Origin of the sequence: Terrabacter sp. 2TAF16 (genome assembly GCF_052115065.1) — a bacterium.
In the GTDB taxonomy this organism is placed as follows: Bacteria; Actinomycetota; Actinomycetes; order Actinomycetales; family Dermatophilaceae; genus Terrabacter.
Genome location: NZ_JBFRFZ010000011.1, coordinates 60,740 through 85,066, shown reverse-complemented (window position 1 = coordinate 85,066; position 24,327 = coordinate 60,740). Strand labels below are relative to the sequence as shown.

Annotated in this window: 20 protein-coding genes; 3 read left to right on the top strand and 17 right to left on the bottom strand. The window is 70.9% G+C overall.

Annotated features, from left to right (window positions below; translation table 11 throughout):
* The first annotated feature begins 28 nt into the window (after positions 1 to 28).
* Entirely contained in the window at positions 29 to 1,597 is a 1,569-nt protein-coding gene (locus AB4Z14_RS16955; protein WP_442276217.1) for an MFS transporter, read from the top strand.
* A gap of 262 nt (positions 1,598 to 1,859) precedes the next feature.
* The gene (locus tag AB4Z14_RS16950) at positions 1,860 to 3,266 is read left to right on the top strand and encodes a class II fumarate hydratase (protein ID WP_442276216.1); all 1,407 of its coding nucleotides are present in this window, start codon (positions 1,860 to 1,862) and stop codon (positions 3,264 to 3,266) included.
* A 200-nt stretch (positions 3,267 to 3,466) separates the two neighbouring features.
* On the opposite strand, the gene AB4Z14_RS16945 is transcribed toward AB4Z14_RS16950, so the two are convergent.
* Complete coding sequence (locus AB4Z14_RS16945) at positions 3,467 to 4,321, bottom strand: VOC family protein (RefSeq protein WP_442276215.1); 855 nt, start codon at positions 4,319 to 4,321, stop codon at positions 3,467 to 3,469.
* A gap of 143 nt (positions 4,322 to 4,464) precedes the next feature.
* On the opposite strand from AB4Z14_RS16945, the gene AB4Z14_RS16940 reads away from it, so the two are divergent.
* A complete protein-coding gene (locus tag AB4Z14_RS16940) occupies positions 4,465 to 4,779 on the top strand; it encodes a hypothetical protein (RefSeq protein ID WP_442276214.1) in 315 nt (104 codons plus the stop codon).
* Between the two features lie 44 nt (positions 4,780 to 4,823).
* Here the strand turns inward: AB4Z14_RS16940 and AB4Z14_RS16935 are convergent, their stop codons facing one another.
* From AB4Z14_RS16935 to AB4Z14_RS16860, 16 genes are all read right to left on the bottom strand, one after another.
* On the bottom strand, positions 4,824 to 6,155 hold the full coding sequence (locus AB4Z14_RS16935) for a D-arabinono-1,4-lactone oxidase (RefSeq protein ID WP_442276213.1): 1,332 nt from the start codon (positions 6,153 to 6,155) through the stop codon (positions 4,824 to 4,826).
* 4 nt (positions 6,156 to 6,159) lie between these two features.
* Complete coding sequence (locus AB4Z14_RS16930) at positions 6,160 to 7,341, bottom strand: alanine racemase (RefSeq protein ID WP_442276276.1); 1,182 nt, start codon at positions 7,339 to 7,341, stop codon at positions 6,160 to 6,162.
* Between the two features lie 84 nt (positions 7,342 to 7,425).
* Entirely contained in the window at positions 7,426 to 8,445 is a 1,020-nt protein-coding gene (locus tag AB4Z14_RS16925; RefSeq protein WP_442276212.1) for a polyprenyl synthetase family protein, read from the bottom strand.
* A gap of 46 nt (positions 8,446 to 8,491) precedes the next feature.
* A complete protein-coding gene (gene nuoN / locus AB4Z14_RS16920) occupies positions 8,492 to 10,105 on the bottom strand; it encodes an NADH-quinone oxidoreductase subunit NuoN (protein ID WP_442276211.1) in 1,614 nt (537 codons plus the stop codon).
* A complete protein-coding gene (locus AB4Z14_RS16915) occupies positions 10,102 to 11,703 on the bottom strand; it encodes an NADH-quinone oxidoreductase subunit M (RefSeq protein ID WP_442276275.1) in 1,602 nt (533 codons plus the stop codon). Before AB4Z14_RS16915 ends, nuoN begins: the two co-directional genes overlap by 4 nt.
* An 8-nt stretch (positions 11,704 to 11,711) precedes the next feature.
* Positions 11,712 to 13,697, bottom strand: a complete 1,986-nt coding sequence (nuoL, locus tag AB4Z14_RS16910) for an NADH-quinone oxidoreductase subunit L (RefSeq protein ID WP_442276210.1) — start codon at positions 13,695 to 13,697, stop codon at positions 11,712 to 11,714.
* A 15-nt stretch (positions 13,698 to 13,712) separates the two neighbouring features.
* Complete coding sequence (gene nuoK / locus AB4Z14_RS16905; protein ID WP_020145008.1) at positions 13,713 to 14,012, bottom strand: NADH-quinone oxidoreductase subunit NuoK; 300 nt, start codon at positions 14,010 to 14,012, stop codon at positions 13,713 to 13,715.
* Positions 14,009 to 14,797: an NADH-quinone oxidoreductase subunit J gene (locus tag AB4Z14_RS16900; protein WP_442276209.1), complete on the bottom strand. Its 789-nt coding sequence runs from the start codon at positions 14,795 to 14,797 to the stop codon at positions 14,009 to 14,011. The genes nuoK and AB4Z14_RS16900 overlap by 4 nt, the downstream gene beginning before the upstream one ends.
* On the bottom strand, positions 14,794 to 15,603 hold the full coding sequence (gene nuoI / locus AB4Z14_RS16895) for an NADH-quinone oxidoreductase subunit NuoI (RefSeq protein ID WP_442276208.1): 810 nt from the start codon (positions 15,601 to 15,603) through the stop codon (positions 14,794 to 14,796). Before nuoI ends, AB4Z14_RS16900 begins: the two co-directional genes overlap by 4 nt.
* A complete protein-coding gene (gene nuoH / locus AB4Z14_RS16890; protein ID WP_056781521.1) occupies positions 15,596 to 17,017 on the bottom strand; it encodes an NADH-quinone oxidoreductase subunit NuoH in 1,422 nt (473 codons plus the stop codon). The genes nuoI and nuoH overlap by 8 nt, the downstream gene beginning before the upstream one ends.
* A complete protein-coding gene (locus AB4Z14_RS16885; RefSeq protein ID WP_442276207.1) occupies positions 17,014 to 19,479 on the bottom strand; it encodes an NADH-quinone oxidoreductase subunit G in 2,466 nt (821 codons plus the stop codon). Before AB4Z14_RS16885 ends, nuoH begins: the two co-directional genes overlap by 4 nt.
* A complete protein-coding gene (gene nuoF, locus AB4Z14_RS16880) occupies positions 19,476 to 20,807 on the bottom strand; it encodes an NADH-quinone oxidoreductase subunit NuoF (protein ID WP_442276206.1) in 1,332 nt (443 codons plus the stop codon). The genes AB4Z14_RS16885 and nuoF overlap by 4 nt, the downstream gene beginning before the upstream one ends.
* The gene (gene nuoE / locus AB4Z14_RS16875; protein WP_056781529.1) at positions 20,804 to 21,565 is read right to left on the bottom strand and encodes an NADH-quinone oxidoreductase subunit NuoE; all 762 of its coding nucleotides are present in this window, start codon (positions 21,563 to 21,565) and stop codon (positions 20,804 to 20,806) included. The genes nuoF and nuoE overlap by 4 nt, the downstream gene beginning before the upstream one ends.
* On the bottom strand, positions 21,562 to 22,950 hold the full coding sequence (locus AB4Z14_RS16870; RefSeq protein WP_442276205.1) for an NADH-quinone oxidoreductase subunit D: 1,389 nt from the start codon (positions 22,948 to 22,950) through the stop codon (positions 21,562 to 21,564). The genes nuoE and AB4Z14_RS16870 overlap by 4 nt, the downstream gene beginning before the upstream one ends.
* On the bottom strand, positions 22,950 to 23,732 hold the full coding sequence (locus tag AB4Z14_RS16865; RefSeq protein ID WP_442276204.1) for an NADH-quinone oxidoreductase subunit C: 783 nt from the start codon (positions 23,730 to 23,732) through the stop codon (positions 22,950 to 22,952). The genes AB4Z14_RS16870 and AB4Z14_RS16865 overlap by 1 nt, the downstream gene beginning before the upstream one ends.
* Complete coding sequence (locus AB4Z14_RS16860; protein ID WP_056826380.1) at positions 23,729 to 24,283, bottom strand: NuoB/complex I 20 kDa subunit family protein; 555 nt, start codon at positions 24,281 to 24,283, stop codon at positions 23,729 to 23,731. Before AB4Z14_RS16860 ends, AB4Z14_RS16865 begins: the two co-directional genes overlap by 4 nt.
* Positions 24,284 to 24,327: the final 44 nt, after the last annotated feature.

Here is a 24,327-nt window from a genome sequence, read left to right as displayed (position 1 = left end):
GTCGCACCCCCGGTGACAGACTGCCGGTGTGAGCGACGTCGTCCTGGGCTCCCGCACCGGTCGGTTCGTCATCGCCGCTGCCGTGCTCGGCTCGGGGATGGCCCTGCTCGACGGGACCGTCGTCAACGTCGCGCTCGTCCGGATCGGCGAGGAGCTCGGCGCGAGCCTCGCCGAGCTGCAGTGGATCACCAACGGCTACCTCCTCGCGCTCGCCTCGCTGATCCTCCTCGGCGGGTCACTCGGTGACCGCTTCGGCCGCCGACGCGTCTTCGTCATCGGGGTCGTGTGGTTCACGGTGGCCTCCGCCGCCTGCGGTCTCGCGCAGTCACCCGTCCAGCTCATCGTCGGCCGGGTGCTCCAGGGCGTGGGAGGTGCGCTGCTGACGCCGGGCAGCCTGTCGATGATCCAGGCCTCGTTCCGTCCCGACGACCGCGGCAAGGCCATCGGCACGTGGTCGGGACTCGGCGGCATCGCCTCCGCCCTCGGACCGTTCGTCGGCGGCTGGCTGGTGCAGTACGCCAGCTGGCGCTTGGCCTTCCTCGTCAACCTGCCGCTCGGCGCCGCGACGGTGTGGATCGCGCAGCTGCACGTCCCCGAGACGCGCGACGAGAAGGCCGACCACCGGTTCGACGTGGCCGGCGCCGTGCTCGCGACCCTCGCCCTGGGCACCACGACCTTCGCCCTGATCCAGCACGAGCCGCTGGGTGCGGTGGCCGCCACGGGCGTCGGCCTGCTCGGCCTCGCCATCGGCGCGGCCTTCGTCGTCGTCGAGCGTCGCACCTCGCACCCGATGGTGCCGCCGGCCCTCTTCGCCTCCCGGCAGTTCAGCGCGGCCAACGCGATGACCCTGCTCGTGTATGCCGCCCTCGGCGCAGTCTTCTTCTTCCTCACCCTCCAGCTCCAGACCGTCCTCGGTTACGGCCCGCTGCTCGCCGGCATGGCCTCGCTGCCGGTCACCGTGCTCATGCTGCTCTTCGCGGCGCGAGGAGGTGCGCTCGCCTCCCGCATCGGGCCACGCCTGCCGATGACGGTCGGCCCGGTCGTGTGCGCGGTCGGTGCCCTCCTGCTGTCGGGTGTCGGTGCCGGCTCGACCTACTGGACCGGCGTCCTGCCCGGCATCTCCGTCTTCGGCCTCGGGCTCACCCTGCTCGTCGCGCCGCTGACGGCGACGGTCCTCGCCGCGGCTCCCGACCGCTACGCCGGCGTCGCCAGCGGGGTCAACAACGCCGTCGCCCGCGCGGGCAGTCTCCTTGCCGTCGCCGCACTGCCGGCCGTCGTCGGGCTCAGCGGCTCGGACTACACCGTCCCCGAGGCCTTCTCGTCGGCGTACCGGACCGCGATGCTCCTGTGCGCCGGGATGCTCGCCGCCGGAGGTGTCGTGTCGTGGCTGCTCATCCGCAACCCCGCACCCGCGCCGTCCGGCACCGACGAGACGGGTGCCGGACGGCAGGGGCGCGCCGCCGCAGCGGGAGCGACACGGCATACGCGAGCGGTTCCGGCCGGCTGGTCGTGCGCCGGCTCCGAGGGGTGCCCGGGGACGGCGCACCACCACGACGAGGACCTGCCCGCGCTGGGCGGGGCGCCGACCGGGCGCTGACGGAACTCCGCCCGGCCAGGCCGACCACGCCGTCAGGGCGTCGGGTCGGCCCAGCTCCCACACGGATGTCGCTGTTGCCGAAGGTCGCCGGGCACGCCGCGAGGACGTCGGGCGGCGGGATCTGGCTCGCCGTGTAGAGCGAGGCGCGGTACGCGTCGATCGCCGGCCAGTCGGCGGCGTGCACCGTCCAGCGTGCGCCCGCGACGCGGCATCCGGCAAGGTCTACGGCGGATCTCGTCGGCGAGACGTGGATGATGGGGACATGAGCGACGTGTCAGCGCCAGGCTTCCGGACCGAGCACGACTCGATGGGCGAGGTGAAGGTGCCCGCCGACGCGTTGTGGGGCGCGCAGACGGCGCGGGCCGTCGAGAACTTCCCGATCAGCGGGCAGCCGGTGCCGCCGGGCGTCGTCCACGCCCTCGCCCGGCTCAAGGCCGCCGCCGCCGACGTCAACGCCGAGCTCGGGGTCCTCGACGCCGACCGGGCCCGAGCCATCGCGGCGGCAGCCGGTGAGGTCGCGGACGGCGACCACGACGACGAGTTCCCCATCGACGTCTTCCAGACCGGGTCCGGCACCTCGACGAACATGAACGTCAACGAGGTCGTGGCACGGATCGCACACCTCGCGAGCGACCTCGACGTGCACCCCAACGACCACGTCAACGCCGGCCAGTCGAGCAACGACACCTTCCCCAGCGCGCTGCGCATCGCGGCGACGACGGCGAGCGTCCTCGACCTCGTGCCGGCGCTCGAGCACCTCGCGCTCGCCCTGGGTCGCAAGGAGGTCGAGTTCGTCGACGTCGTCAAGGCTGGACGCACCCACCTCATGGACGCCGTACCGGTGACGCTCGGGCAGGAGTTCGGCGGCTACCGGCGCCAGGTCGAGCTCGGGGCCAGCCGGGTGCGCAGCGCCGCGGAGGCGACGAGCGAGCTGCCCCTCGGTGGCACGGCCGCCGGAACCGGGCTCAATGCGGCACCGGGCTTTGCCCGCAAGGTGATCGAGCGCGTGTCGGGGGTCACCGGCATCCCGTTCCGCGAGGCCGCGAACCACTTCGAGGCGCAGTCGGCGCAGGACGCCGTCGTCGAGCTGTCCGGGGCGCTCAAGGTCGTGGCCGTCAGCCTGACGAAGATCTGCAACGACCTGCGCTGGATGAGCTCCGGGCCCCGCACGGGCCTCGGCGAGATCCACCTGCCCGACCTCCAGCCCGGGTCGAGCATCATGCCCGGCAAGGTGAACCCCGTCGTGCCCGAGGCGACCCTCATGGCGTGCGCGCAGGTCATCGGCAACGACGTCGTCATCACGACGGCCGGCGCTGCCGGCAACTTCGAGCTCAACGTCATGCTGCCGGTCATGGCCAAGAACGTCCTCGAGTCGATCGGGCTGCTCGCCTCGACGAGCCGCCTGCTCGCCGACCGCTGCGTCGACGGCATCACGGCCGAGGTCGAGCACGCGCGGGCCCTCGCCGAGGGCTCGCCCTCGATCGTCACGCCACTCAACCGCTACCTCGGCTACGAGGCGGCGGCCGCGGTCGTCAAGCAGGCGGTCAAGGAGCGGCGCACGATCCGCGACGTCGTCATCGAGCAGGGTCACGTGGCCGACGGCAAGCTCACCGAGCAGCAGCTCGACGAGGCCCTCGACGTCCTCTCGATGACCCGCCCCGAGGACTGACGTCGAGGTCGCTGTGCGTTGAGTCATCCAGCGACCCAGCGTCCACCCGGCCACCGGTCGACCCGGCTGCGGGGGCGCTGAGTCACCTGACGGTGCAAGGCACAGGGCACACGGCGCAACCCGGCGACGTCGGCCGTGTGCCCCGTGGAGGTCCACGCCTGACGTGACCCCGCTCGCCGCGCAGCGGGAGGTCCCGCGGATCAGCCGAGGAACTGGCTGACCGTAAAGACGGCACCCTGCGGATCGCGCACGACGGCGGTGCGCGTCCAGTCGCTGTCGCCGGTGCGGACGACGGACCCGCCGAGCCGCACGACACGCTCGGCCGCCGCGTCGCGTTCGGCGACGGTGAACGTCACGTGCCACCCCGGCTCGGCGCCCGGTGCGACAGGCACGACCCAGCCGATCGCGTCGGCGAAGCCCGGTGGCACCCTGGCCCCGGACTGTCGCTCGTGGATGTCGGGGTCGACCGTCGAGGCGAGGTGGTCGCCGTAGCCGGGCACCCGGATCATCGTGGCGAAGCCGACGTCGGCGAACTCCCAGCCGAAGGCCCGGGCGTAGAACTGCTGCGCGGCGGCGGGCTCGTCGGTGTGCAGGTCGCTGAAGTTCCAGGCACCCGGGACATTGGTCACCTGCGAGCCCAGACGTCGCCTGGCCTCCCAGAGGCGCACCTCGAGTCCCTGCGGGTCGCGCACGACGGCCGACCGGCCACCCTCGCCGGCCACCGTCGGCGGTTGGACGACGGCTCCCCCGGCCTGCTCGACCCGGCCGGTCGCGGCCTCGGCGTCGTCGACCGCGACATAGGTGTGCCACCGGGCCGCTCCACCGCCAGCACCAACGGCGTCCTCAGCCGCGGGTGTCGCGGGGCCGCCGAGCCCACCGACGTCCTGGCCGTCGAGCTGGGCGATGAGATAGCGGAACGGCACCCCCGGCGGGGTGGCCTCGGTGAACGTCCAGCCGAAGAGCCCGGTGTAGAAGTCTGCGGCGGCATCGACGTCGTCCTGCTCGGTGTCGACCCACGAGGTCACGCCCTTGGGGTAGGTCCTCGGCTCGGTCATGGCATCCTCCTCGGCGTCGGTGTGCGTTCTCCACCGTAGGTGGGCCCGCCGACAGCCGTCGACGCACGCCGACGGTCGTCACCAGGTGCCGCCGAGGGGCGCGCTCGCCCCGCGGGCCGGCCCGTGCGGTCTACCGTCGGTGGATGACCCTGGACGACGTCGACGAATACCTCCGGACGCTCGACGGGGTCCGCGCCAGACGCGCCGACGGGCGCCGCGCGTGGTACGTCGACGGGCTGCTCGTGGCCCGAGCCGACGCTGCCGGCACGCTGCTCGTCCGACTCGGCGGCCGCGACCGCGAGCAGCTCGTCAGCGCCCACCCCGACACCTTCGGCGTGCCGCCCCGGTGGGAGGCGCACGCCAAGCTGCAGGCCGACCTCACGGGCGACGAGGGCGCGATCAGGCGCTCGCTGCGCCTCGCCTGGGAGCGACAGCGCTCGGTGCGCGCCGGCACCTGAGTGGCGGACACGGCATACGCCATCGCTCGCCGGGACGGCGGCGCTCAGGCGCCGAGGACCCGCTCGAGGTAGGGGTTGCCGAAGCGGCGCTCCGGGTCGACGCGGTTGCGGACCGCGAGGAAGTCGTCGAAGCGCGGGTAGACGCTGCGGAGGTAGTCGGCGTGCCGCGTGTGGAGCTTGCCCCAGTGCGGGCGACCGCCGTGGTTGACGGCGATGGCCTCGAACGCGTCGAAGTAGGCACCCCGCCCCTGCCGGTGGTACTTGTGGATCGCGATGTAGCAGCTCTGGCGCTCGTAGGCCGTCGAGAGCCACACGTCGTCGGCAGCGGCGACGCGGCACTCGACGGGGAAGGAGATGCGCTCGTCGTGGGTGTCGACCCACTCGCGCAGCTCGAGCAGCACCTCGGACAGGCTCGCGCGCGGGAAGGCCCACTCCGACTCCATGAAGCGCACCTCGCGCGCGGTGACGAAGACCTTGCGCGAGCTGTCGGTGAACTGGCGCTCGCTCAGGGCACGCGACGCGATGGCGTTGATGCTCCTCGTCGAGCGCGGCATCCGGGTGGCGACACGGTTGGTCAGCTCGAAGAAGCGGTTGCTCAGGAGGTCGTCGTCGAGCTTCTCGCGCCAGGCCGGCAGCGGGCGCCTCGCCGTGCCCTCGGGCACGCGGTTGTTGCGCTTGGTCAGGGCCCGGTCGGTGTGTGGGAACCAGTAGAACTCGAAGTGGTCGTTGGCCTCCGCCGAGACGTCTGCGTGGGCCAGCACATCGGTCAGGGACTCGGGACGCTCGACGGCGTGGAGCAGGAAGGCGGGCACGACGGCGACGGTGATCTCGGTGACGATGCCGAGAGCTCCGAGCCCGAGACGGGCAGCCTGGAAGAGCTCGGGCTCGTGCGTCGGGGAGCACTCGACGAGAGACCCGTCGGCGAGGACGATGCGCAGCGCCCGGATGCCCGCGGACAGGCCCGTCAGGCGCAGACCCGTGCCGTGCGTCCCGGTGCCGGTGGCGCCGGCCAGGCTCTGCCGGTCGATGTCGCCGAGGTTGGGCAGCGCGTAGCCGAACGCCTCGAGCTCCTCGTTGAGGACGTGCAGCGGGGTGCCGGCGCGCACCGTGGCCTCGCCGCGCGTCGAGTCGATCGAGGTGACGCCGCTCAGGGCGCCGAGGCGCAGCTGCACCCCGTCGGTCACGGCGACGCCGGTGAACGAGTGACCGGCGCCGATCGCCTTGACCCGCAGTCCCAGGTCGGCAGCTCGCACGACCTCCTCGACGACCTCCGCCTCGCTGCGCGGCGTCGCCACGCGCGCGAGCTTCGAGGACTCGGTGCCGGCCCAGTTGGACCAGTCGATGCTGCGTACGACGCGGCGCTTCACGCCACCCACGCTGTCAGCCAAAGCACTGCCCTTCCCCACGATAGGTCGCGGCCCGTCCGACGACCCGGTCGCCTCCGTCGCTGCTGACGAGCGCGAACTCCGTGAAGCGCTCGGCCAGCTCCCCTGCCTTGGCGTGCCGGAACCATATCCGATCACCCAGTGAGAGCCGGTCGGCGCCCGGACCCTCGAGAGGTGTCTGCACCTCGCCCGCCCCCTCCCGCCGGAGCAGCGCGACCTCGTGCTCGGGCAGCGGGCTCGGCACGCGGGACCACCCGGGCGGCCCGGACGCGACGTAACCGCCGCCGTATGCCGTCACCATCCCTGCGCCGGGCCGGCGCACCACCGGGGCGGCGAAGTAGGCGGCCGGACGCAGCGACAGCGCGTCGTAGCCGTCGAAGAGGGTCGGCGCGAAGAGGCCCGACCCCGCAGCGAGCTCGGTGAGCGACGGGTCGTGGTGCGTGACGTGCAGGCTGCCGGTCCCACCGCCGTTGACGAGCTCGAGGTCGGCGAGGGCGCGCGCGGCCGCGACGACCTCGGCCCGGCGGGTGCGCAGCTCGGCGTCGGACACCTTCTTCATTCGGCGCACGACGGGCGAGGAGTCGGGCAGACCGGCGATCTGGGCGTCGTAGAACATGAGGCCGGCGACGACGAGGCCCCGCTCCTGGGCCCGACGGATGACCGCCTCGACGTCGGCCGGCGTGCGGGTGGGTGACCGGCGGACCCCCATGTGTGCGGGGCCGACCCGGAGCGACGCGTCGACATCGATCGCCACGCGCAGGCCCTCGTGGCCGGGCACCTCGCGGGCGATGAAGTCGACGTGCTCGACGCTGTCGACCATGACGACGACGGCCCGGGTCAGGGCCGGGTCGGCAGCGAGCTCGGCCAGGGCGGGGACGTCGACGCTCGGGTAGGCGACGAGGAGGTTGTCGTGACCGTCCCGGGCCCACCAGAGGGCCTCGCGCACGGCGTAGCACATGAGGCCCTCGAAGCCGCGGCGCCCGAGGGCCCGCTCGATGAGGGGTCGGCTGCGCAGCGACTTCGTCGCGATGCGGATCGGCACGCCCGCGGCGAGGTCGACGAGGGTCGCGGCGTTGGCGTCGAAGGCGTCGAGGTCGACGACGGCGAGCGGGCCGGGCAGGTCGGCGGTCGCCGCCGAGAGGCGCGCCGCGACGGGCGGCGACAGGCGGCGATGCATGGTCTGCACCCTACCCAGCGTCACCCCACCCCGTGACCCCCCGATCTCACTCGAATTGGGGGTGAGGGTGGTCGCGAGGAAACGTCAGCCGACGCGGTCGACGACGCTCATCGCCAGAGCCTGCAGGGCGGCCTTCGCGTCGCTGTCGGGCAGCGGGTCGAGCAGGGCCTGCGCCTCGCGGGCGACGGCATACGTCTCGTCGCGCGCGACCGCGAGTGCCGGGTGGGCCCGGAGGAGCCCGAGGGCCTCCGCCAGGGTGGCGTCGTCGTCGGTGAGGTCACCGTCGAGGAGCTCGAGCAGACGTGCGTCCGACGCATCGGCGGGATCGGCCGTGGCGCGGAACCGCAGCACGGCCAGGGTGTCGACGCCCTCGCGCAGGTCGGTGCCCGGGATCTTGCCGCTGTCGTCGGCGTCGGACGCGATGTCGATGAGGTCGTCGGCGAGCTGGAAGGCGATGCCGAGCTTCTCGCCGTAGGAGCGCATGATCTCGACCGACCCGGGCGAGCCGCCGCTGAACATGACGCCGTAGCGTCCGGCCGTCGCGATGAGCACGCCGGTCTTGTCGGCGAGGACACCGAGGTAGTAGTCGACCGGGTCGACGCCCTCGGGGCAGGGACGGTCATCGCGGATCTGCCCGTTGCAGAGACGGACGAACGTCTGGGCCTGGATGAGGACGGCCTCGGCGCCGAGACCCGCGACGAGCTCGGACGCCTTGCCGAAGAGCAGGTCGCCCACGAGGATCGCCGTCGAGTTGTCGTAGGCCGCGTTGACCGACGCGACACCACGCCGCACGCTCGCCTCGTCCATGACGTCGTCGTGGTAGAGCGAGGCGAGGTGGGTCAGCTCGACACCTGCCGCAGCCGCGACGACGTCGTCGTTGATGCCCTCACCGAGCTCGGCCGCGAGGAGCGTCAGCAGCGGCCGGAACCGCTTGCCGCCCGCGGCGACGAGGTGCCCCGACGCGGCCGCGATGAACGGGTCGTCGTGGTCGACGACCTGCGTCAGCAGGGCGTCCACCCGGGCCAGGCCGTCACGCAGGCGTGCCGACAGGTCCGCAGTCGCCCCGGGGATCCCGAGGACCGGCGGGGTGGCGTGCGTCGTCATCGAGCCCCGTGACCGGAAGGACGACCCTGCAGCCGTGGCTGAGCCGTCATCGGACGAACTGCGAGGCGCGGTCGGCCAGGTCGAGCAGCGCCGACGGCAGGACGCCGAGGGCGAGCGTGGCCAGGGTGCCGATGGCGATCGAGAACGTCGTCGAGACCGACGGGATGACGACCTCGACGGCGTCGTCGGGGGCGTCGCTGAAGAACATCAGGACGATGACCCGGGCGTAGACGAAGACCGTGATCGCGCTGCACAGGACACCGACGATCGCCAGGACCGTGCCGGTCGCGCCACCCGTGCCGATCGCCGCCGAGAAGACGCCGAACTTCGAGACGAAGCCCGAGGTCAGCGGGATGCCGGCGAAGGCGAGCATGAGGAAGGCGAACGCGCCGGCCACGACCGGGTAGCGCCTGCCGAGCCCGGCCCACTGCGACAGGTGTGTGGCCTCGGCGCCGTTCTGGCGCACGAGCGAGACGATGGCGAAGGCCGCGATCGTCGAGAAGCCGTAGGCGACGATGTAGAAGAGCACCGCGCCGACGCCCTTGCGGTCGAAGGCGAGGACACCGACGAGGATGAAGCCCGCGTGCGCGATCGAGGAGTAGGCGAGCAGGCGCTTCATGTCGGTCTGCGTCACCGACAGCACCGAACCGACGACCATGGTGAGCAGGGCGACGAGGACGAGCGCGTTGGTCCACTCCCAGCGGCCGGTGTCGAGGCCGACGTAGCCGAGGCGCAGGATCGCGCCGAACGCGGCGGCCTTGGTGCACGCGGCCATGAAGCCGGTGACCGGCGTCGGGGCGCCCTGGTAGACGTCAGGCGTCCACGCGTGGAACGGTACCGCGCCGACCTTGAAGAGGAGGCCGACGAAGACGAGGAACGCACCGGGCACCAGCAGGCCGTTCATCGCGAGCGGTCCGGCCGCGATCGCCTTGGACAGGTCACCGAAGTAGACCGAACCGGCGTAGCCGTAGAGCAGGGCCGTGCCGAAGAGGAAGAAGGCCGAGCTGAAGGCACCGAGCAGGAAGTACTTCAGGGACGCCTCCTGCGAGAGGAGGCGGCGACGACGCGCCAGGCCCGAGAGGATGTAGAGCGGCAGCGAGAGCACCTCGAGGGCCACGAACATGCCGATGAGGTCGTTCGTCGTCGGGAAGAGCATCATGCCGAAGATCGCGAACATCGTCAGCGGGAAGACCTCGGACGTCAGCGCGCCCGCGCGGGCGGCCGCCGTCTCGGTGGCCGAGCCCGGCGTCGACGCACCGCTCGGGGTGAAGGCGTCGGGACCGACGCCGCCGAACCGCTCGGCCATCGTCAGGACGCCCAGGACACCCAGGAGCAGGATCGTGGCCTGCATGAAGAGGGCCGGTCCGTCGATGGCCAGGGCGAAGAGCTGGCGGTTGGTCGAGCCGTCCGTCAGACCCATCGTCAGGCCCTGGTGCTTGGCCGCGAGGATGATCGCCGCGGCGGCCGCGAGCAGGCCCGCGACGGCGAGCGTCACCTGGATGGCGTGGCGACGCTCCCGCGAGGCGAACGCCTCGACGAGGACGCCGATGAGCGCCGTGCCGAAGACGATGAGCAACGGCAGGATCGCGAGGTAGTCGACGTTCGACTGCTGGAACGCTGCGGGAAGCGTGGGCAGCGCCAGCGGAGCGACGGCGGTCACTTCGAGCTCCCTTCGGCCACGGTGCCGGCCGGGTTGAGGTTCGGAATGGCTTGCTGGACGTGCGACAAGGTCTTGTCGACGGCCGGGTTGATCACGTTCAACGCGAGGTTCGGCAGGAAGCCGAGCACGACGAAGGCGGCGATCAACGGGGCGGCGACGAGCTTCTCGCGCGTCGTCAGGTCACGCACGGCGGTGAGGCCGCGACGGCCGCGCTCGTCGAGCCGGTCGTGCTCGCGCTCGCCCACGAGGCCCTCGGGCTTCGGGCCGGTCATGACCTTCTTGTACATGAGCAGGATGTAGAGCGCGGCGAGGATGATGCCGGACGTCGCGATGACCGTGGCCACCGGCTGCGTGGAGAAGCTGCCGACGAGCACGAGGAACTCCGAGACGAAGCTCGACAGGCCCGGGAGGGCCAGCCCTGACAGGCCCGCGACGAGGAAGATGCCCGCGAGCGCAGGGGTGATGCGCTGCCACCCACCGAAGTCGGGGATGCGCTTGCTCCCCCTGCGCCGGACGAGCATCGCGGCGAAGAGGAACAGCGCCGCCGTCGAGAAGCCGTGGTTGACCATGTAGAGCGTCGATCCGCCCTGGCCCACCGACGTGAAGGCGAAGATCCCCAGCACGATGAAGCCGAAGTGGCTCACCGAGGTGTAGGACACGAGGCGCATCATGTCGGTCTGGCCGATCGCGAGGAGCGCACCGTAGATGACGGAGAGCACCGCGAGGGCCACGACGACGGGCGTCGCCCACGTGCTCGCCTCCGGGAAGAGCTGGAGGCAGAAGCGGATCATCCCGAACGTGCCGACCTTGTCGAGCACGCCGACGAGCAGCGTCGCCGTCGCGGGCGAGGACTCGGTGGCGGCGTCGGGCAGCCACGTGTGGAACGGCACCATCGGGGCCTTCACCGCGAAGGCGAAGAAGAAGCCGACGAAGAGCAGCCGCTCGGTGGTCGGGTCGAGCGAGAGACCCGTGAGGCGCTCGATGAGGAAGCCGTCGGTCCCGCCGGGGCCCTGCAGGTAGAGGGCGATGACGGCGACGAGCATGATGAGCCCGCCGGCCAGCGAGAAGAGGAGGAACTTCATCGCGGCGTACTGCCGGCGCGGCCCGCCGAAGCGGCCGATGAGGAAGTAGACCGGGATGAGCATGGCCTCGAAGAAGACGTAGAAGAGGAACACGTCGGTGGCGGCGAACACCCCGACCATGAACGTCTCGAGCACGAGGATGAGCGCGAAGTACGTCTTGACGCGCTGGCCGCCCCGGGGGCCGGCCTCCTCGGGCACGTCGTGCCAGGCGGCGAGCAGGCAGATCGGGGTCAGCACGAGCGCCATGAGGATGAGCACGAGCGCGATGCCGTCGACGCCGAGCGAGTAGCTGACGCCGAACTGCGGGATCCACGAGTGCTGCTCACCGAGCTGGAACTGCTTGCTCGAGGCACGGTCGAACTGCGTCGCGGCGATGATGCCGACGACGAGCGTGACGACGGAGAACCCGATCGCCATCCGCTTGGCGTTCTCGGCGCTCCCCGGTACGAAGGCGACGACGAGCGCGCCCACGAGGGGGATGAGGCCGAGGATCGTCAGCCAGGGGACGGTGGACATTGCGGTCATCAGGACATCACCCAAAGAGCACCGAGGATGGCGACGACACCAGCGAGCATCGTCAGGGCATAGGAGCGCGCGAAGCCGTTCTGCAGCTTGCGCAGGCGGGAGCTCGTCCCGCCGACGAGGGCGGCGAGGCCACCGGCCGCACCGTCCACGCCCTTGCTGTCGGCGAAGACGAGCGAGCGCGTGAGGTGGATGCCGGGCCGCATGAGGAGGGCCTCGTTGACCTGGTCCTGGTAGAGGTCCTTGCGGGCCGCCTGCGTGAGCAGCGAGCCCGCCGGGGCCGTGACCGGCACCTCGTCACGCCAGTAGCGCAGCCACGCCAAGGCGCCACCGGCGGCGACGAGGACGAGCGTCAGGGCCATGAGGACCGGCACCGGGATGACCGGGTGGGCGCCCTCGGGCTCGGCGCCGGTGACCGGCTCGAGCCAGGAGGTGAAGAGTCCCGTCGGGCCGAGGATCAGACCGAGGAAGGCCGAGCCCACCGCGAGGACGATCATCGGGACCGTCATGAGCTTGCCCGACTCGTGCGGGTGCACGTCGTCGGTCCAGCGCTTCTTGCCGTGGAAGGTCATGAAGAACAGGCGCGACATGTAGAAGGCCGTGATGCCGGCACCGAGGAGGGCGGCCAGACCGAAGACCCACGGGCGCCAGCCCTCGCCGATGAAGGCGGCCTCGATGATCTTGTCCTTGGACCAGAAGCCCGAGAACGGGGGCACGCCGAGGATGGCGAGCCAGCCGACGGCGAACGTCGCCCACGTGATCTTCATGGCGCCGGACAGGCCGCCGAAGCGGCGCATGTCGACCTGGTCGTTCATGCCGTGCATGACCGACCCGGCCCCGAGGAACATCCCGGCCTTGAAGAACCCGTGCATGAGCAGGTGGAAGATCGCGAACGCGTAGCCGACCGGGCCGAGGCCTGCGGCGAGCATCATGTAGCCGATCTGGCTCATCGTCGAGGCCGCGAGGGCCTTCTTGATGTCGTCCTTGGCGCAACCGACGATCGCACCGAAGAGCAGTGTGATCGCGCCGACGATGACGACGACGAGCTGGGCCGTGGGCGCCGCCTCGAAGATCGGCGCCGAGCGCACGACGAGGTAGACGCCGGCGGTGACCATGGTCGCGGCGTGGATGAGCGCCGAGACCGGCGTCGGGCCGGCCATGGCGTCACCGAGCCAGCTCTGGAGCGGGAACTGCGCCGACTTGCCGCAGGCGCCGAGCAGGAGCATCAGGCCGATGGCCGTCATGAAACCCTGGTTGGCGTTGCTGCCGGCCGCGCCGAGCACCGTCGCGAAGTCGACCGCACCGAAGTGGAAGAACATCACGATGATCGCGATGGACAGACCGAAGTCACCGACGCGGTTGGCGACGAACGCCTTGTTGGCCGCGGTCGCGTAGGCCGGGTTGTAGTTCCAGAAGCCGATGAGCAGGTAGCTCGCGAGGCCGACGCCCTCCCAGCCGACGTAGAGCAGCAGGTAGGAGTTGGCGAGGACGAGCAGCAGCATCGCCGCGACGAACAGGTTGAGGTAGGCGAAGAAGCGCCGCTTGTCGGCGTCGTGCTCCATGTACCCGATCGAGTAGACGTGGATGAGCGAGCCGACGAAGGTGATGAGCAGGACGAAGACCATGGACAGCTGGTCGACGAGCAGCCCCGCGCTCACCTTGAACGAGCCGGCGGCGATCCAGTCGAAGAGGTCGATGCCGACGGCGCGGTCCTCGGCACCACGGCCGAGCATCGCGAGGAAGACGAGTGCGCCGACGACGAACGCACCCCAGGAGAGGGCGGTCGCGAGCACGGGCCCGAACCTGTCGGTGCGGCGACCGCCGAGGAGGAGCACGGCGGCACCGAGCAGCGGCAGCGCGACGAGCAGCCACGCGTATGCCGTCACCCCGGTGGCGGCGTGCGCCTCACCTTCGTGCGTGGCGAGGCCCGCGGCATACGTGCTCAGCGTGCTCGACGAGCTCGCGAGCGTCTGGACGAGAGTTCCCATTCTGGCCGGCGCTCCTTACAGCTTCAGCAGGTTGGCGTCGTCGACCGAGGCCGAGCGGCGGGCGCGGAAGATCGCCATGATGATGGCGAGTCCCACGACGACCTCCGCGGCTGCGACGACCATGACGAACAGGGCCATGACCTGCCCGTCGAGGGCGCCGTGCATCCGGGAGAAGGTGACGAGGGCGAGGTTCGTCGCGTTGAGCATGAGCTCGACGCCCATGAAGACGATGATCGCGTTGCGTCGGACCAGCACTGCAGCCGCGCCGATGGCGAAGAGCAGCACCGAGAGGTAGACGTAGTGCATCGGGCTCACTTGGACCGACCCTCCTCGATCTCGCGCTCCATGTGGCGCTCGACGTCCTTGAAACCGTCGGTCGTCGCGACCTGGTCACGGGCCACGAGGACGCGCGAGACGGACAGGTCGCTCGGCGTGCCGTCGGGCAGCAGCGCCGGGGTGTCGACCGCGTTGTGGCGGGCGTAGACACCCGGCGCGGGCAGGCCCGCGACGTTCTTGTTGTCGCGGACGCGCTTGGCGGCCCACTCGGCCTGCGTGATGCGCGGCGTCAGGCGCTCGCGGTGCGCGAGCACCATGGCGCCGAGGGCGGCCGTGATGAGCAGGGCCGAGGTGACCTCGAAGATCCAGACGTACTGGCCGAAGATCAGTTCGGCGAGGCCCGTCACGTTGCCGGTCTCGGCGTTGGACGCGACGAGCTTGTCCATCCCGGCCTGCACCGTCTGCTCGTCCATGACGACGCGGCCCAGCGAGAAGACGAGGATGCCGGCGAGACCGATGACGAGCAGCAGCGAGGCCCAGCGCTGACCCTTGATCGTCTCGACGATCGAGTCGGACGAGTCGACGCCGACGAGCATGAGGACGAAGAGGAAGAGCATCATCACGGCGCCGGTGTAGACGAAGATCTGCACGATCCCGAGGAAGTCGGCCTTCTGCATGATGTAGAAGACGCCGAGGATGCACATGACCAGGGCCATGCCGAGGGCGGCGTGGACGGCCTTCTTGGCGAAGAGCAGGCCCAGCGCGGCGAGGACCGCGATCGGGGCGAGCAGCCAGAAGCCGACGGCTTCGGCGGTGGAGGTCACGGGTTGGCCCCTTCCCTGGTCTCTGCTGCGGTCGGGTGGCTGGAGTGCACGATGTCGTGGGCCCCAGGCACCGCGGCCCCGACGTTGCCGGGCCCACCGGCATACGCGTCGTCCTCGTCGTCGGCCGCGTCGCGGGCGTCGACGTAGGCGCGCTGCGCGGCGGTCGGCTCGCTCACCTTGCCCTGGTAGTAGTCGCGCTCCTCGAGCCCGTCGGACATCGGGAACGGCGTCTGGAGCATGCCGCTCTGGAGCGGGGCGAGCAGCTGGTCCTTGGTGAAGATCAGCTTGCCGCGGTCGTTGTCGGCGAGCTCGTAGAAGTTCGTCATCGTCAGGGCGCGCGTCGGGCACGCCTCGATGCACAGGCCGCAGAAGATGCAGCGCAGGTAGTTGATCTGGTAGACGCGGCCGTAGCGCTCGCCCGGGCTGAAGCGGCCCTTGCCACCCTGGTCGAGCGGGGTGTCGTCGTTGTCGGCACCCTCGACGAGGATCGCGTCGGCCGGGCAGGCCCACGCGCACAGCTCGCAGCCGATGCACTTCTCGAGGCCGTCCGGGTAGCGGTTGAGCTGGTGGCGACCGTGGAAGCGCGGCGCCGTGGGGCGCGGCTTCTCGGGGTACTCCTCGGTCGCGACCTTGCGGAACATCGTGGAGAACGACACCCCGAAACCGGCCACCGGCGCGAAGAGCTCGGACAGGAAGCCCTTGCTGCGGTCGTCCTGGCCGGGTCGCTGGTCACGGGGCGCGCCGACCTCCGAGCCCCTGCCGGGGCTCTGGGGTGACACGTCCTTGCCGACGGTGTCGTCAGCCATGGTCCTCCTCCTTGACGGCGGTCGAGGTGCTCGAGGTGCCGGCGGTCGTCAGCACGGGCTCGCGGGACGCCGCCAGCTGGTGGCCCGACCGGGTCGGCTCGTTGAGGCGCTGACCCGGCAGCGGCGGGACGGGGTAGCCGTCCTCGAAGGGGTCGATCTCCTCCGGCGGGGTCACGTCCTCGGCGGCGGCACGGGCGGCGCGCTTGTCGTCCCAGATCCACGCCGCGGCGAGGGCGATGACGGCGACGATGCTGACGATGACGACGGTCGCGACGGACAGCTCGCGCCCGGCGAAGGTCAGCTTGCTGTCACCGAGGAAGCCGAGCTGCGCGCCGCGGATGAAGGCGACGGCCACGACCCAGGCCAGGGTGATCGGGATGAGGAACTTCCAGCCGAAGCGCATGAACTGGTCGTAGCGGACACGCGGCAGCGAGCCACGCAGCCAGACGAACATGAACATGAACAGCCACAGCTTGGCGGTGAACCACAGCAGGCCCCACCAGCCGCCGCCGAACATGTTGTCGTTGATCGCGGAGATGAACGGCGGGGCCTGCCAGCCACCGAGGAAGAGCGTGGTGGCCAGGGCCGAGACGGTGAACATGTTGACGTACTCGCCGAGGAAGAACATCGCGAAGCGCATCGAGGAGTACTCGGTGTGGAAGCCACCGGTCAGCTCGCCCTCGCCCTCGGCGAGGTCGAAGGGCAGGCGATTGGTCTCGCCGACCATGGTGATGACGTAGACGGCGAAGCTGAAGAACGCCGGAAGGATGTACCAGAGCGAGCTCTGCGCCGAGACGATCGCAGAGGTCGACATGGAACCGCTGTAGAGGAAGATCGCGACGAGCGAGAGTCCCATGGCGATCTCGTAGCTGATGACCTGGGCGGTCGAGCGCAGGCCACCGAGCAGCGGGTAGGTCGAGCCGGAGCTCCACCCGGCGAGGATGATGCCGTAGACGCCGACCGAGGCGACGGCGAGCACGAGCAGCACGGCGACGGGGACGTCGGTGACCTGCAGCGGCGTCTCGTGGCCGAACATCGAGACGGTGCCGCCGACCGGGATGATCGCGAACGACACGAAGGCCATCGTCGCGGCGAGCAGCGGCGCGAGGGTGTAGATGAGCTTCTCGGCGTTGGCCGGCGTGATGTCTTCCTTGAGCATCGACTTCATGCCGTCGGCGAGCGTCTGGAGCAGACCGAAGGGACCGTTGCGGTTCGGGCCCGGGCGCTGCTGCATGCGGCCGATGACGCGGCGCTCGAACCAGATGACGAGCAGCGTCGAGACGAGCAGGTAGACGAAGATGCCGACGGCCTTGATCAGGGCCACCCACCACGGGGTGTCGCTGAAGTCGGCCGTGGGGTTCTCGGACACGGGCAGCGTGGCTGCCACCCCGTATGCGGTCAGGCCGAGGCTCATGCCGCACCACCCTTCGTGACGTGGACGCGGCCACCGGCGTCGGTACCGAGGCCCGAGCGGATCGAGCAGTCCTGGTGGGTCGAGTCGCTGGTGGAACGCGAGTTGGTCGGGAGCCAGACGACGCCGTCGACCATCCCCTCGGTGACGACGGCGGGCAGCGTGACGCTGCCGGCCGGGCCGGAGACCGTGACGTGGTCGCCCTCGACGAGCCCGAGCCCGGCGGCCGAGGCCTCGGACAGACGGGCCACGGCGAGCGGTGCGGTGCCGGCGAGGAACGGCTCGCCGTCCTGCATGCGGCCGGCGTCGAGGAGCGTGGCCCAGCTCGACAGGACGAAGTCGCCGCTGCCGTCGGGGCCGGTCGCGACGCGCTGGCCGTCGGGGGCGCTCGTGGCACGGGCGCCACCCCACGGGCCGAGCGCCTCGAACTGGGCGTGGATCTCGCGCTGGGTGCGGGTCTCGAGGAAGACGCCCATCTCGCTCGCGAGCATGTCGAGGGCGCGGTGGTCGCTGACCGCGTTGGTCTCGAGGGCCTCCTCGAAGGCGCGGACGCGGCCTTCCCAGTTGACGTAGGTGCCGGTCTTCTCGGACTGCGAGGCGACGGGCAGCACGACGTCGGCGACGGCCGTGACCGGCGACTCGCGCAGCTCGAGCGAGACGACGAAGGCCTTCTCGAGCGCCGCGGTGGCGGCCGGGTCACCGAGGTCGGACGGGTCGACACCACCGACGACGAGGGCCGCGATGTCGCCGGCCGCAGCGGCCGCGACGATGCCGGCCGTGTCGCGGGCCGGGGTGGCCGGGACCTGGTCGACGTCCCACACGCGGGCGACCTCGGCGCGCGCCGAGGCGTCGGAGACCGGGCGTCCGCCGGGCAGGAGCGCACCGAGCGCACCGGCCTCGAGGGCACCGCGCTCCCCCGCCCGACGCGGCACCCACGCGAGGCGGGCACCGGTGGCGACGGCGAGGTCGGCCGCGGCGCGCAGGGCACCGGGCGAGGTGGCGAGGCGCTCACCGACGAGCACGACGCCGCCGGCACCGAGGGCCTCGCGAGCCTTCGCGCCGAGCTCGGTCGAGCCGAGGTCGGTCAGGGCCGAGGCCTCGTCGCCAGGGACGGTCGGCAGCAGCGTGCCGCCCACCTTGGTCAGGCCGCGCGTCGGGTGGGACGCGACGGCATACACCTGCGTCTGGTGCTTGCGGAACGCCTTGCGCAGGCGCAGGAACACGATGGGGCTCTCGTCCTCGGGCTCGAAGCCCACGAGCAGGACGGCCTTGGCCGCCTCGAGGTCGGCATACGTGACGGCGCCGCCATCGGGTCCCGTGGCGGCGACGTGCTCGGCGAGGAAGGCGACCTCCTCGGCCGAGTGCGGTCGCGCCCGGAAGTCGACGTCGTTGGTGCCGAGCACGACGCGCGCGAACTTGCCGTACGCGTAGGCGTCCTCGGCGGACACGCGTCCACCGACGAGCACGCCGGCCGTGGTGCCGGCGAGACCGGCCGCGGCTGCGGCGAGGGCCTCGGGCCAGCCGACCACCTGCAGCTCGCCGTCGGCGTCCCGGACCATGGGCAGCTCGACGCGGTCGGGCAGCGTGGCGTACGTGAACGCCCAGCGGCCCTTGTCGCAGTTCCACTCCTCGTTGACGGCCTGGTCCTCGGCCGCCATCCGGCGCAGCACGACGCCGCGGCGGTGGTCGGTGCGGGTCGCGCAGCCGCTCGCGCAGTGCTCGCAGACCGACGGCGTCGACACGAGGTCGAAGGGGCGGCTGCGGAAGCGGTAGGCCGCACCGGTCAGCGCGCCGACCGGGCAGATCTGGACGGTGTTGCCCGAGAAGTAGCTCTCGAACGGCTTCTCCTCGTAGATGCCGATCTGCTGGAGCGCACCACGCTCGACGAGCGCGATGAACGGGTCACCGGCGACCTGGTCGGAGAAGCGGGTGCAGCGGGCGCAGAGCACGCAGCGCTCGCGGTCGAGCAGGACCTGCGAGGAGATGTTGACCGGCTTGGGGTAGGTGCGCTTGACGTCGTCGAAGCGCGACACCGGACGCCCGGCGCTCATCGCCTGGTTCTGCAGGGGGCACTCGCCGCCCTTGTCGCAGACCGGGCAGTCGAGCGGGTGGTTGATGAGGAGCAGCTCCATGACGCCCTGCTGCGCCTTGTCGGCGACCTTGGACGTGGCCTGCGTGTTGACGACCATGCCCTCGGACACCGTCATCGTGCACGAGGCCTGCGGCTTCGGCATGGGGCGGACGTTGCCCTCGCGGTCAGGCATCGCGACGTCGACGAGGCACTGGCGGCACGCCCCGACGGGGTCGAGCAGCGGGTGGTCGCAGAAGCGCGGGATCTCGACGCCGATCGTCTCGGCGGCGCGGATGACGAGCGTGCCCTTGGGGACGCGGACGGGCACGCCGTCGATCGTCAGGCTGACGTGGTCGGGCGCCGTGGGCGCCTTCGTCTCCGTCGTGGCGGTCATGCGGACACCATCCCGCTGGACTCCTTGGTCTGGACGTCGAAGAGGACCGACTTCTCGGGCGGGAAGAGCTCGTGGGCCGGCGCGTGCATGCCGGCCTCGAACTCCTCGCGGAAGTACTGCACGGCCGAGGTGATCGGGCTCGTGGCCGCGTCACCGAGGGCGCAGAAGCTGCGGCCGAGGATGTTGTCGCAGATGTCGACGAGCTTGTCGATGTCGTCCTGCGTGCCCTGGCCGTTCTCGATGCGGTTCATGATCTGGCGCAGCCACCACGTGCCCTCACGGCACGGCGTGCACTTGCCGCAGGACTCGTGGGCGTAGAAGTCGGTCCAGCGCGCGACGGCGCGCACGACCGACACGGTCTCGTCGAAGACCTGCAGGGCACGCGTGCCGAGCATCGAGCCGGCCGCGGCGACCGAGTCGAAGTCGAGGGGCACGTCGAGGTGCTGGTCGGTGAAGATCGGCGTCGAGCTGCCACCCGGCGTCCAGAACTTCAGCTTCTTGCCGCCGCGCATGCCGCCGGCGAGGTCGATGAGCTCGCGCATCGTGATGCCGAGCGGGGCCTCGAACTGGCCCGGGTTGGCGACGTGGCCCGAGAGGCTGAAGATGCCGAAGCCCGTGGACTTCTCGGTGCCCATGCCCTTGAACCAGTCGGAGCCCTCGAGGATGATCCCGGGCACCGAGGCGATGGACTCGACGTTGTTGACCGACGTCGGGCGGGCGTAGAGACCGGCGGCACCGGGGAACGGCGGCTTGAGGCGCGGCTGGCCGCGGCGGCCCTCGAGCGAGTCGAGCAGCGCCGTCTCCTCGCCGCAGATGTAGGCGCCGGCGCCGGCGTGCACGGTGATGTCGACCTTGACGCCCTTGCCACCGACGTTGTCGCCGAGGTAGCCCGCGGCACGGGCCTCCTCGACGGCGCGCAGCAGGCGGCGGTAGACGTGGACGACCTCACCGCGGAGGTAGATGAACGCGTGCTCGCAGCCGATGGCGTACGAGGAGATGGCCACCCCCTCGATGAGCGCGTGCGGGTTGGCCATCATGAGCGGCACGTCCTTGCACGTGCCCGGCTCCGACTCGTCGGCGTTGACGACGAGGTAGCGCGGGCCGCCGTCGGGCGGCGCCATGAACGACCACTTCATGCCGGTCGGGAAGCCGGCACCACCACGACCACGGATGCTGGAGTCCTTGACGGCGTCGATGATCGCCTGCGGCTCCATGTCGAGCGCCTTGGTCAGGGCCTTGTAGCCGTCGTGGCGCTCGTAGGTCGCGAGGGTCCAGGACTGCGGGTCGTCCCAGAACTTCGTGAGGATCGGGGTCAGGGTGTCGGTCACTGCGATCCGTCCTTCCCGTCGGGCTGCGACGAGTGCGAGCCGTTGCTGCTGTTGGCACCAGGGGCGACCCAGCCGCGGTCGTTGGCGATCTTGAGACCGAGCAGGGACGCCGGACCGGCGCCCACGCCCTCGTCGGCGCGGCCGTCCTCGAAGCCCGCGAGGACCCGCGAGACCTCCTTGAACGTGCAGACCTTGGCGGCGCCGCGCGTCGGGGCGACGTCCTTGCCGGCGCGAAGGTCCTCGACGAGCCCGATCGTGCTCTCCGGCGTCTGGTTGTCGAAGAACTCCCAGTTGGCCATGACGACCGGCGCGTAGTCGCACGCGGCGTTGCACTCGACGCGCTCGAGGGTGATCCTGCCGTCGTCGGTCGTCTCGTCGTGGCCGATGCCGAGGTGCTCGGAGAGCCGGTCGAAGATGAGGTCGCCGCCCATGACCGCGCACAGCGTGTTGGTGCAGACGCCGACGGTGTAGTCACCGTTGGGGTGGCGCTTGTACTGCGTGTAGAAGGTGGCGACACCGCTCACCTCGGCCTCGGTGAGGTCGAGCACCTCCGCGCAGAAGCTCACGCCGCGGCCCGCGACGTAGCCGTCGACCGACTGCACGAGGTGCAGCAGCGGCAGCAGCGCCGAGCGCTTCTGCGGGTAGCGCGAGATGACCTCGGCGGCGTCGACGTGCAGCTTCTCGAGGACGTCGGCGGCATACGGCGCCTTGGACTCGGGGCTGACGTGCAGGTGGCCTGAAGCGTCGTGACCGCTCAACGGTCCACACCTCCCATGACGGGGTCGATCGAGGCCACGGCGACGATGACGTCGGCGATCTGGCTGCCTTCGCACATCGCGGCCACGGCCTGCAGGTTGTTGAAGCTCGGGTCGCGGAAGTGCGCGCGGTAGGGGCGGGTGCCCCCGTCGGAGACGACGTGGCAGCCGAGCTCGCCCTTCGGCGACTCGATGCCGACGTAGGCCTGTCCCGCCGGCACCCGGAAGCCCTCGGTGACGAGCTTGAAGTGGTGGATCAGGGACTCCATCGAGGTGCCCATGATCTCGCGGATGTGGTCGAGGCTGTTGCCGAGACCGTCGCTGCCGAGCGCGAGCTGCGCGGGCCACGCGATCTTCTTGTCGGCCACCATGACCGGGCCCTCGTTCGCCTGGAGGCGGTCGGTCGCCTGCTCGATGATCTTCAGCGACTCGTACATCTCGTCGATGCGGATCCGGAGACGGCCGTAGGCGTCCTGGCTCGTGCGGGTCTTGATCTCGAAGTCGTAGGTCTCGTAGCCGCAGTAGGGGTCGAGCTTGCGCAGGTCGTGCGGCAGGCCGGTCGAGCGGAGCACCGGGCCGGTGATGCCGAGCGCCATGCAGCCGGCGAGGTTGAGCACGCCGACGTCGACGGTGCGGCCCTTGAGGATGGGGTTCTCGTTGAGCAGCGCCTCGAGCTCGCCGAGACCACGGCGCACCTCGGGGACCATCTCGCGGAGCGCGTCGATGGCGCCGGGCGGCAGGTCCTGCGCCACACCGCCGGGGCGGATGTAGGCGTTGTTCATGCGCAGGCCCGTGATCATCTCGATGACGCGGAGCAGTCGCTCGCGCTCGCGGAAGGCGACGGTCATGACCGTCGTCGCGCCCATCTCCATGCCACCGGTGCCGAGGCAGATGAGGTGGCTGCTGATGCGCGTCATCTCCATCATGAGCACGCGGATGACGTTGGCCCGCTCGGGGATCTGGTCCGTGATGCCGAGGAGCTTCTCGATGGCGAGGCAGTAGGCCGCCTCCTGGAACATGGGCGTGAGGTAGTCCATGCGCGTGCAGAACGTGACGCCCTGCACCCAGGTGCGGTACTCCATGTTCTTCTCGATGCCGGTGTGGAGGTAGCCGATGCCCGCGCGGGCCTCGGTCACCGTCTCGCCGTCGATCTCGAGGATGAGGCGGAGCACGCCGTGCGTCGACGGGTGCTGCGGCCCCATGTTGACGACGATGCGCTCCTCGCCGAGCGAGGTGGCCTCGTCGACGAGGTCGTTCCAGTCGCCGCCGGCGGCGTTGAAGACGTGGGCGCCCTCGCTGGCCTGCTCGTCGGCCACCGACGTGGCGTAGACGTCGTTGGCGCCGGGCTCCGGCACCTCGGTCTGGGTGAACTCGGTGTGCGTGCTCATCAGTTGTACGACCTCCGCTGGTCCGGCGGCGGGACGGTGGCGCCCTTGTACTCGACGGGGATGCCGCCGAGGGGGTAGTCCTTCCGCTGCGGGTGGCCCGGCCAGTCGTCGGGCATGAGGATTCGGGTGAGGGCCGGGTGGCCGTCGAACTCGATGCCGAACATGTCCCACGTCTCGCGCTCGTGCCAGTCGTTGGCCGGGTAGACGGAGACGATCGACGGGATGTGGCGGTCGTCGTCGGGGCACGAGACCTCGACGCGGACCCGCCGGCCGCCGTGGGTGATCGACAGGAAGTGGTAGACCGCGTGCAGCTCCTCGCCGGTGCGGTTCGGGTAGTGCACGCCCGAGACGCCGGTGACGATCTCGAAGCGCAGCGACGCGTCGTCGCGCAGGACGCGGGCGACGGCCAGCAGGTGCTCGCGGCGGACGTGGATCGTCATCTCGCCCCGGTCCACGACGACGCGGTCGACGGCCTCGCCGTAGGAGGCCGTGCCGCCGACGAGGCCGCGCTCGAGGTTGTCGGCGATCTCGTCGAAGTACCCGCCGTAGGGGCGCTCCGAGGCGCCGGCGACGAGGATCGGGCGGACGAGGCCGGAGTAGCCGGTCGTGTCGGCGCCCTGGGTCGCCCCGAACATGCCGTGGCGGACGCCGACGACCTCGGGCTCGGCGGGCGTGCGCTGCTGCGCGAGCTCGATCTCGTGGGGTGTCAGGCCGGAGGCCTGGTCCTTCGTCGTGTCGGCGTTCACGGCGTTCGTGTCGTCCTTCTTCTCGCCGTCGCTCATGCGAGCAGACCCTTCATCTGGTGCGTCGGCGTCGCCGAGAGGGCCGCGACCTCGGCGGCCTTGGCCGCCTCCTCGCGGTTGACGCCGAGCGGCGAGGTCTCGATCTGGTGGTGCAGCTCGATGATCGCGTTGAGCAGCATCTGCGGGCGCGGCGGGCAGCCGGGCAGGTAGATGTCGACCGGGATGATGTGGTCGACGCCCTGGACGATCGCGTAGTTGTTGAACATGCCGCCCGAGCTGGCGCACACACCCATCGAGATGACCCACTTGGGGTTGGGCATCTGGTCGTAGACCTGGCGCACGACGGGAGCCATCTTCTGGCTGACGCGACCGGCGACGATCATGAGGTCGGCCTGGCGCGGGGTCGCCGAGAAGCGCTCCATGCCGAACCGGGCGATGTCGTAGTCGGGCGTGCCCACGGCCATCATCTCGATGGCGCAGCACGCGAGGCCGAACGTGGCCGGCCAGATCGAGGCCTTGCGCATGTAGCCGGCGAGACCCTCGACGGTCGAGAGCAGGAACCCGGCTGGGAGCTTCTCTTCGAGACCCATTGCTTACTCCTTAACCTTTCCTGACGAACCCGGTGGACGCGTTC